This window comes from Paenibacillus glycanilyticus (assembly GCF_051200795.1).
GTDB lineage: Bacteria > Bacillota > Bacilli > Paenibacillales > Paenibacillaceae > Pristimantibacillus > Pristimantibacillus glycanilyticus.
Map to the genome: position 1 here is coordinate 1 of NZ_CP195155.1, position 10000 is coordinate 10000.

9 protein-coding genes are annotated in these 10000 nt (G+C 50.3%); 8 read left to right on the forward strand and 1 reads right to left on the reverse strand.

The window, feature by feature from the left end:
* From dnaA to gyrB, 6 genes are all read left to right on the forward strand, one after another.
* Nucleotides 1–1353: a chromosomal replication initiator protein DnaA gene (dnaA, locus tag ACR9FF_RS00005; protein ID WP_116394491.1), complete on the forward strand. Its 1353-nt coding sequence runs from the start codon at nucleotides 1–3 to the stop codon at nucleotides 1351–1353.
* 239 nt (nucleotides 1354–1592) lie between these two features.
* Complete coding sequence (dnaN, locus tag ACR9FF_RS00010) at nucleotides 1593–2735, forward strand: DNA polymerase III subunit beta (protein WP_116394490.1); 1143 nt, start codon at nucleotides 1593–1595, stop codon at nucleotides 2733–2735.
* 47 nt (nucleotides 2736–2782) lie between these two features.
* The gene (gene yaaA / locus ACR9FF_RS00015; protein ID WP_116394489.1) at nucleotides 2783–2998 is read left to right on the forward strand and encodes a S4 domain-containing protein YaaA; all 216 of its coding nucleotides are present in this window, start codon (nucleotides 2783–2785) and stop codon (nucleotides 2996–2998) included.
* A gap of 38 nt (nucleotides 2999–3036) precedes the next feature.
* A complete protein-coding gene (recF, locus tag ACR9FF_RS00020; RefSeq protein ID WP_127496863.1) occupies nucleotides 3037–4146 on the forward strand; it encodes a DNA replication/repair protein RecF in 1110 nt (369 codons plus the stop codon).
* A 30-nt stretch (nucleotides 4147–4176) separates the two neighbouring features.
* On the forward strand, nucleotides 4177–4428 hold the full coding sequence (remB, locus tag ACR9FF_RS00025) for an extracellular matrix regulator RemB (RefSeq protein WP_012772007.1): 252 nt from the start codon (nucleotides 4177–4179) through the stop codon (nucleotides 4426–4428).
* 41 nt (nucleotides 4429–4469) lie between these two features.
* Nucleotides 4470–6377 (forward strand): DNA topoisomerase (ATP-hydrolyzing) subunit B, encoded by a 1908-nt coding sequence (gyrB, locus tag ACR9FF_RS00030; RefSeq protein ID WP_116394487.1) that lies wholly within the window; start codon nucleotides 4470–4472, stop codon nucleotides 6375–6377.
* A 27-nt stretch (nucleotides 6378–6404) separates the two neighbouring features.
* Here gyrB and ACR9FF_RS00035 read toward each other — a convergent pair whose 3' ends face one another.
* On the reverse strand, nucleotides 6405–7166 hold the full coding sequence (locus ACR9FF_RS00035; RefSeq protein ID WP_201003146.1) for a YheC/YheD family protein: 762 nt from the start codon (nucleotides 7164–7166) through the stop codon (nucleotides 6405–6407).
* A 38-nt stretch (nucleotides 7167–7204) separates the two neighbouring features.
* Here ACR9FF_RS00035 and ACR9FF_RS00040 point away from each other — a divergent pair, with 38 nt between their 5' ends.
* Complete coding sequence (locus tag ACR9FF_RS00040; RefSeq protein WP_116394485.1) at nucleotides 7205–7396, forward strand: hypothetical protein; 192 nt, start codon at nucleotides 7205–7207, stop codon at nucleotides 7394–7396.
* A 64-nt stretch (nucleotides 7397–7460) separates the two neighbouring features.
* Complete coding sequence (gene gyrA, locus ACR9FF_RS00045; protein WP_116394484.1) at nucleotides 7461–9968, forward strand: DNA gyrase subunit A; 2508 nt, start codon at nucleotides 7461–7463, stop codon at nucleotides 9966–9968.
* Nucleotides 9969–10000 lie beyond the last annotated feature (32 nt).

Consider the following 10000-nt stretch of genomic DNA (forward strand, 5'->3'; position numbering starts at 1 on the left):
GTGGACAGCCATACCTATGATTTATGGCAGCAAGTGTTGTCAATCATTCAGACGAAACTAAGCAAACCCAGTTTCGATACCTGGTTTAAAGCGACCAAAGCTTCCTTCGTGAACGATTCGCTTCTGGAAGTGACGGCGCCGACAACATTTGCGGCTGAATGGCTGGAAGGCCGGTATACCAAATTAATTCGCAACACCTTGTTTGAGTTTCTCGGCAGACAGGTAGACGTACGCTTTTCGATCGAAGAGGCGAAGCCGGCGGAACCCGCGCCTCCCGCTGTGATTAAGGCTGCGGAAGCGCCGATCATTCAAGAAGAGACCTTCAATCATATGCTTAACCCGAAATATACGTTTGATACGTTTGTCATCGGGGCCAACAACCGCTTTGCGCATGCGGCATCGCTTGCCGTGGCGGAAGCGCCGGCGAAAGCTTATAATCCGCTGTTTTTATACGGCGGCGTAGGACTCGGCAAGACCCACTTGATGCATGCCATCGGCCACTACATCATGGATCACAATCCAAGCACGAAGATCATGTACATCTCGTCCGAGAAATTCACGAACGAGTTCATTAATGCGATCCGGGATAACAGGGGCGAGAGCTTCCGCAACAAATATCGCAATATTGACGTGCTGCTGATTGACGATATTCAGTTCCTGGCCGGTAAAGACGGTACGCAGGAGGAGTTCTTCCATACCTTTAATGCCTTACATGAAGAGCGGAAGCAAATCGTCATCTCCAGTGACCGTACGCCGAAGGAAATTCCGACTTTGGAGGAAAGGCTGCGTTCGCGGTTCGAGTGGGGATTAATAACGGATATTCAGGCACCGGATTTGGAGACAAGGATCGCGATTTTGCGCAAAAAGGCGAAAGCGGAAAACCTTGATATTCCGAATGAAGCGATGGTCTACATTGCGAACCAGATCGACACGAATATTCGCGAGCTGGAAGGCGCCCTCATCCGCGTAGTCGCATACTCCTCGCTTATTAATCAGGATATCTCATCCCATCTGGCTGCCGAAGCGTTAAAGGACATTATTCCGTCCAGCCGTCCGAAGATGATCACGATAAACGATATTCAGCAAAAGGTTGGCGAATTCTACGGGCTGCGTCTCGAAGAGTTCAAAGCGCGGAAACGGACCAAGGCCGTTGCCTACCCGAGGCAAATCGCCATGTATCTCTCGCGTGAGCTGACCGATTACTCGCTTCCGAAGATCGGCGAGGCATTCGGCGGGCGAGATCATACGACAGTCATCCATGCGCATGAGAAAATATCGCAGCAGCTGAAGCAAGACCAGGACTTGTACAAGATTTTGCAGAACCTGACCGAGAAGATCAAAAATCACACGTAAAAGTTATTCACTTCTATATGAACAACCAAGCAAGCCTATGCACAAGCTATACACATGTGGATAGGCTTGCTTTATCCGTGTTTTAGACGGTTATCCACATATTAACGCCGCCTACTACTACGACTACTATTTTTTTTAAAAAAAACATCATCAAAATAGGGCGAAAACGCCCATTACGGCTTCGCCAATTTTAAAAACCCAAGAAACCATCGATCCGAAACGGACTTAGGAGTGAAACCATGAAACTTTCAATTTCCAAACATGAACTGAACGAAGCCATCCAACAGGTTGCAAAAGCGGCTTCTTCCCGTCCGACAATTCCTATTCTCGGCGGCATCAAGATTGAAGTTACCCACCAAGGGGTTACCTTAACGGCAAGTGATACCGATATATCTATTCAAAGCTTTATTCCTGTAGAACGGGATGATCTCGTTATTGCGAATGTGGATAAACCGGGCAATGTGGTGCTGCCCGCTAAATTTTTTGTCGAAATCGTTAAGAAGCTTCCGTCTGACAATGTTGAAATTGAAGTAGGCGCCCATTTCCAAACCCTGATTCGTTCCGGTTCGACGGATATTCAGATGGTTGGCCTGGATCCGGAGGAGTTCCCCGTACTTCCTTCCATCGAGCAAAACGAGCTGTTCCAAATGCCCGGCGATCTTCTGAAGGCGATGATTCGCCAGACTGTTCTGGCCGCCTCCGTTAATGAGCAGACGCCTATTCTGACCGGCGTGCTCTGGAGCCTGCAGGATAAGCAGCTGAAATTCGTGGCGACTGACCGCCACCGTCTGGCCAGCCGTATCGCGCAAGCGGAGACCGCCGCCGATTACCGGTTTAACAATGTCGTAATCGCGGCAAAAACGTTGGTCGAGCTGTCTAAGCTGGTTCCGGATCAACACGGTCTCGTTGATATTGTCGTAGCCGACAACCAGGTGCTGTTCAAAATCGGCAACGTATTGTTCTACACTCGCGTCCTGGACGGAACTTACCCGGATACTTCTAAAATTATTCCGAGCGCGTTCAAAACAGAACTCGTTCTTGATACAAAAAAATTGACGGATGCCATCGATCGCGCGTATCTGATGTCGAGAGAAGAGAAGACCAACATCGTTCGCCTGACAACGATGGATGACGGTTCGATCGAAATTTCCTCGAGCTCGACAGAGCTTGGCCGCGTTACCGAGCAGCTGGAACCGAAGCAGTTCGACGGCGAGCCGCTTAAGATTGCATTCAACTCCAAATATATGCTGGACGTGCTTAAAGTCATCGACAGCGAGCAGATCTTTATCGGTTTTACGGGAGCAATGAGTCCAATCGTTATTCGCCCAACCGATCATTCCTACAACACGTATGTTATCTTGCCTTATCGGACGACAAACTAGGGTTATGCAAGCTTGGGCAATAACGGTGAAAGGCAGGTGAGCAAGGGATGAAAGAGATCTCGATTCGCGACGAATACATTACGCTTGGACAGTTTTTAAAACTGGCTGATTGTATATCCACAGGTGGACACGCGAAATTTTTCTTGCAGGAAAACGAAGTTCACATAAACGGGGTTGTGGATAACCGTCGCGGCAGAAAGCTGTACGTCGGTGACCGCGTTGAAGTGGAAGGCTGCGGCGTCTTTACGGTGACCGGGGCATAAGTGCTTAAGAAGCAGCCAGGCCGGGAGGACAAACGAACGTGTTTTTAAAAAGCATTCAATTGCAAAACTATCGGAACTACAAAGAGCTTGAGCTCGTGACGGATAATAAGGTCAATTTGTTTGTCGGGCCCAATGCGCAGGGGAAAACGAACTTGCTTGAGGCGATCTTTGCGCTCGCCCTCACTAAATCGCACCGCACGTCGAAGGATAAGGAGCTGATCGGCTGGGAAGCCGATACAGCCCGGATCCACGGCGAGGTGGAGAAGCGCTACGGCACGTTAAAGCTAGATTTGATGTATTCGACGCAGGGCAAGAAAGCGAAGATCAACGGACTTGAGCAGCGGAAGCTCAGCGATTTCATCGGATCGCTGAACGTCGTCATGTTTGCTCCTGAAGATCTGGAGATTGTAAAAGGAACGCCGGGCATACGAAGACGGTTTCTCGATATGGAAATCGGCCAAGTACAGCCCGGTTATTTGCATACGCTGACGCAGTACACCAAGGTGCTTGCACAGCGGAACAATTTTCTGAAAACGGCATCTCCGGGGAGCTCCCAGCTCGCCATGCTGGATATCTGGAATATGCAGCTTGCCGAGCACGGTGTTAAAATCATGAAAAAAAGGAAACACTTTATTCATAAATTACAACGGTGGGCGGAGCACATTCACTCCGGCATCACGGCGGGCGGCGAGCGCCTCACCATTGAGTACCGCCCGTCCTTTGACGGCGGCGCCTCCGAAGATGAAACTGTTTTATTTGAGCAATTTATGTTAAAGTTATCACAGGTGAAAGATCAGGAGATTCGCAGAGGAATGTCGCTCGTAGGGCCTCATCGCGACGACATGGCTTTCTTTATCAACGGCAAGGAAGCGGCTGTATACGGGTCGCAGGGACAGCAGCGTACGACTGCCCTGTCTCTCAAGCTCGCCGAAATAGAGCTGATCTGCGAGGAAATTGGGGAATACCCGCTGCTATTGCTTGATGATGTCTTGTCTGAGCTGGATCAGAACCGGCAAACGCAGCTCATCGAGACGTTTCAGAGCAAGGTTCAGACGTTTATTACAACGACCGGACTCGAGAGCGTAAATGTGAGCAAGCTCCGCGATGCCGGGATCTACGATGTGCGGGAAGGCCGAGTGACGCGCTGATAACGGACATTTACACGGGAGGCGGAGGACATGTATATCCATTTGGGCGGCGAGAAAATTATCCGGGCTGCCGAGCTGGTAGCCATTTTTGATATATCGATAGAGCAATCCTCCAAGCTTTCCAAGCAATTTGTAGCAGGAGCCCGTAAACGCAAAGACGTCGAGACCATTGGTGAGGAAGAGCCCAAATCCATTGTCGTGACGAAGCAGAAAATCTATTATTCGCCGATTTCATCCTCTACTTTGAAGAAACGGGCCCATCATTTTGCGGCGAATGGCTAGAAGCAGCCTAGGCGAACAGGTATGAGAGGAGTAGTGAGCAGTTGAGTCAGCAGAATACGTATGATGAAAGTCAGATACAGGTCCTCGAAGGCTTAGAAGCGGTACGGAAGCGTCCGGGGATGTACATCGGCTCTACCAGCGGCAAGGGCCTCCACCATCTCGTATGGGAGGTTGTCGATAACAGTATCGACGAAGCACTGGCCGGGTATTGTACGAAGATCCAGGTTCGCGTCCACGAGGACAACAGTATTACAGTTATCGATAATGGCCGCGGTATTCCGGTAGGTGAGAACGCAAAGCTGAAGAAGTCGACTCTCGAAGTCGTAATGACTGTTCTTCACGCAGGCGGCAAGTTTGGCGGCGAAGGCTATAAAGTATCGGGCGGGTTGCACGGTGTTGGTGTATCCGTCGTTAATGCGTTGTCGGAACATGTAACGGTTACGGTTAAGCTTCACGGACATATCTATCAACAAGAATACCGCCGCGGCGTGCCGCAATATGACGTCAAGATTGTCGGGGAGTCCAATGAAACCGGTACGACGGTTAAGTTCAAGCCGGATCCGGAGATTTTTACCGACACCACCGTTTACGAGTATGAGACGCTCCAATCGCGGATTCGCGAGCTGGCGTTCCTCAATAAAGGCCTCGAGATTGAACTGGTTGATGAGCGTACGGGCACATCGAATTCGTTCAAGTATGAAGGCGGCATTATCGAGTTCGTCAAACATTTGAACCGCAACAAGGAAGTTATGCACGATGAGCCAATCTATGTAGAGGGCTCGAAGGACCATATCCAAGTTGAGGTATCGCTGCAGTACAATGACGGTTACAGCGAGAATATCCATTCGTTTGCCAATAACATCAATACGCATGAGGGCGGTACGCACGAATCCGGCTTCAAGAGCGCGTTAACGCGTATTATTAACGACTATGCCCGTAAGACGGGATTAATCAAAGACAATGATTCCAACTTCTCCGGCGATGACGTCCGCGAGGGCTTGACGGCGATTATTTCGGTGAAAATTCCCGAGCCGCAGTTCGAAGGACAAACAAAGACGAAGCTTGGCAACAGCGAAGTGCGCGGTATTGTCGAATCGTTCTTTGCCGAGAAGCTGCAGGAGTTCCTGGATGAGAATCCTTCGGTTTCCCGCAAAATCGTTGAAAAAGGCCTGCAAGCGGCAAGAGCCCGCGAAGCGGCACGCAAGGCACGCGAGTTAACACGCCGCAAGAGCGCGCTTGAAGTGAGCTCCCTGCCAGGTAAACTGGCTGACTGCTCCTCCAAGGACGCCTCGATCAGCGAGCTGTATATCGTCGAAGGCGACTCCGCCGGCGGTTCGGCGAAGCAAGGCCGCGACCGTCATTTCCAGGCGATTTTGCCGCTGCGCGGTAAAATCCTGAACGTTGAGCGTGCCAGACTGGACCGCATTCTCGGAAATGCCGAGATCCGCGCGATTATCACGGCGCTTGGAACGGGCATTGGCGATGATTTCGATCTGGCGAAAGCACGTTACCATAAGGTCATCATTATGACCGATGCCGACGTCGACGGCGCGCATATCCGGACTTTGATGCTAACCTTCTTCTTCCGTTACATGCGGAAGATTATCGAAGCAGGCTATATTTATATCGCACAGCCGCCGCTGTTCAAGATCGAGCGTAACAAGGTTATCCGTTATGCGCAGTCGGAGAAGGAACGCGATGAGATTATCGCGGAATTCGGTGAAGGCGCCAAAGTAAACGTACAGCGTTATAAAGGTCTCGGCGAGATGAACGCCACGCAGCTGTGGGAAACAACGATGGATCCGGAGAGCCGGACCATGCTTCAGGTATCGATCGAAGACGCGATTGAAGCAGACGTTATCTTCGACACGCTTATGGGCGATAACGTTGAACCGCGTCGCGATTTCATTCAACAGTTTGCGAAAGACGTTAAGAACTTGGATATTTAACAAAAATATAGCCGTCCTTTCGGGCGGCTATTTCTTTTTGTAGCGGCCGTAAGAAACGGCGTACTGATAAATTTTGCGGAACATCGTTTTGTCCTCGAGCTTCCGGAAGATGAATGCGTCTGGCTTTGTGTTTACTTCCAGGATCCAAGGCCGCTGCTGCTGGTCGATGGCGATATCGATTCCGAGCTCCTTGATGCCGGGGTAATGCTTCTCCAGTTCTTTTGCGATATCCAGGCTGATTTGCTTGAGGCGCATGGCGTAGATCATCTTCTGGGTAGGCGATTGATGGGAGGACAGCAGGCGTTCGAAAGACATGGGCGTGCCGCCGTTATGGTAGTTGGTCACTACTTTCGCCGGATGGGCAAGACGGCCGATAATGCCGGTAGCCTCCCAATGGTTGTTTTCGTTGCGCTGCACCATCACCCGGATATCGAAGCGGCGGTTTTTGTGGCGGAGCAGGTCAATGCCCCGTTGAACCAGATAACGTCTGCCATTGATTCTTTTAACAAGGCTTTGATGCAGCAGCTCGAGGGTAGGAAATGTCCGGATTGTGGTGTTCAGTTGATACTTGTAGCCCTTAGCTGCTTGCTTAAGCCGTTCTACGCGCATGACGCCTTTGCCAAAGGTGCCGTTTACGGGTTTGACATAGACCATCCCGTATTCGGCAAGCATGAGCTGAAGATTTTCCTTGTTGAAAAGCTTTGTTGAAGGTATATATTCACGGAGAGCTGGCGAGTGTAGAAGTACATTGGTTTTCTCCCATTTGCTGTATACCAGTTGGATAGACAATTTTGTTGCTCCTTTCCCTTGGGAACGGGTATTAAGCGATGAAGATTGCTTATCAAGAAGAAGACAGACTTTGGAATGAGTGGTATAATGTAATTTGGGTCTGTTTATTTTATGGCGGATCGGGCACGAAAAGATACGAGTTATTTGCCTATTTTTCATTATTTTTTAGGCAATTTGCCGGTTTCATAGATGAAACGGATGCAGGGCGTTTAGCCGTGCCTTTTTTGTGAAAGTAATATAATGGTTATCATGTTTGACAAGGTTTGCAGATTGATGACGTCAGGGAGGTAAAACATGGCGGAAGAACAACAGCATTCGCAAATTAAAGACCGCGACATTGGTACGGAAATGCGCGATTCATTCATGGACTATGCGATGAGTATTATCGTAAGCCGCGCATTGCCGGATGTAAGGGACGGTCTTAAGCCGGTGCATCGTCGTATTTTGTACGCAATGTCGGAGCTGGGTATGTCTTCGGACAAGCCATACAAGAAGTCTGCGAGGATCGTAGGGGAAGTAATCGGTAAGTACCATCCGCACGGCGATTCGTCGGTTTATGAAGCAATGGTACGGATGGCGCAGGATTTCTCCATGCGGTACATGCTTGTGGACGGACATGGCAACTTCGGCTCGATTGACGGAGATATGGCGGCGGCGATGCGGTATACCGAGGCGCGTCTGTCGAAAATCGCCATGGAGATGCTCCGCGATTTAAATAAAGAGACCGTTGATTTCGTTCCGAACTATGACGGCGAGGAGAAAGAGCCGGCCGTTCTGCCGTCGCGCTTCCCGAACCTGCTCGTAAACGGGGTTACAGGTATCGCGGTAGGTATGGCTACGAATATTCCGCCGCATAACCTGACCGAGGTTATTGACGGTATTCAGGCGCTGATCCGCAATCCGGAAATTACGCCTGTTGAGCTGATTGATTATGTAAAAGGCCCCGATTTCCCTACCGCGGGTATCGTTATGGGACTTAGCGGCATTCGTCAGGCTTATCTGACGGGACGCGGCACGGTAACGATGCGAGCGCGTGCGACGATTGAAGAGAACGGCAACAAAGCCCGGATTATCGTCTACGAGCTGCCATACCAGGTTAACAAAGCACGACTGGTAGAAAAAATCGCAGAGCTCGTCCGCGAGAAAAAAATAGAGGGAATTACCGACCTCCGCGATGAGTCCGACCGTAACGGAATGCGGGTCGTTATTGAGCTTCGCCGCGATGTAACGCCAAGCGTTGTGCTGAACAATCTGTATAAGCAGACGCAAATGCAATCCAACTTCGGTATTAACATGCTCGCGCTAGTTAACGGTGAACCTAAGACGCTGAATATTCGCGAAATGCTGTATTACTATTTGCAGCATCAGATCGAAGTTATTCGCCGTCGTACCGAATACGATCTGAAAAAAGCGGAAGCGAGAGCCCATATTCTCGAAGGCTTGCGTATTGCCCTTGATCATTTGGACGAAGTTATCGCTTTGATCCGTGCTTCGCAAACGGCGGATATTGCCCGCGAAGGCTTGATCGAGCGTTTTGCGCTTAGCTATGAGCAGGCGCAAGCGATTCTCGATATGCGTCTCCAAAGGCTGACCGGTCTGGAACGCGACAAGATCGAAGCTGAGTATGCGGAACTGATGAAGAAGATTGCCGAGTACAAGGCGATCTTGGCCGATGAGCAGCTTGTGCTCAACATCATCAGCGAAGAACTTAACGAGATCAAGGAGCGCTTCGGCGACGAACGCCGTACCGAAATTACCGTGAGCGATGAAGAAATTCTGGACGAGGACCTGATCCCTCGCGAGGATGTTATCATCTCCATCACGCATACCGGTTATATCAAGCGTCTGCCGGTAACCACTTACCGCAGCCAGAAGCGGGGCGGCAAAGGCGTCGTCGGCATGGATACGAAAGAGCATGATTTCGTTGAGCATCTGTTCGTATCCAACACGCACCATTACTTGCTGTTCTTTACGAACAAAGGCAAGGTATACCGTCTCAAGGCTTACGAGATTCCGGATCTCAGCCGGACTGCCCGGGGAACGCCGATCATCAACCTGATCCAAATTGAACAGGGCGAGACGATCAATGCGGTTATTCCGGTAGAAAGCTTCGATTCGGACAGTTATCTGTTCTTTGCGACCCGTCAAGGTATCGTTAAGAAGACACCTCTTGACGATTATATGAATATCCGTAAGGTTGGACTGATTGCGATTTCGATCCGCGAGGATGACGAATTGATTGGCGTGAAGCTGACAGACGGCAACCAGGAGATCGTAATGGGTACGGCGCAAGGCATGTCGATCCGCTTCTCCGAGCAGGATGTTCGTTCAATGGGACGTTCCGCCACAGGCGTAAAAGGCATTCAACTGGATGATGACGATACCGTCATTGACATGGATGTAGTTAATCCGGAGAATGATGTGCTTATCGTAACGGCCAAAGGCTACGGCAAACGTACGCCAATGAGCGAGTACCGGATCCAGAACCGTGGCGGTAAAGGGATCAAGACTCTTAACGTTACGGACAAGAATGGACCGATTGTTAGCCTGAAGGTCGTTCTGAATGACGAGGACCTGATGATTATGACCGCTCTTGGTACGCTTATCCGTACGAGCATGGAAGGCATCTCGACGATGGGACGTAATACGCAAGGCGTGAAGCTGATCAATACGCGTGAGGATGATACGGTATCAACCGTAACCCGTGTCGCGCGCAGCGAAGATGCTGACGAATCGCTCGAAGAGGGCGAAGAATTCGAAAATACAGCTCCGGATGCAGGCACCGAGCCGGCAGAAGAGTAAAAACAGACAATAGAGGATTGGCATACATCGGG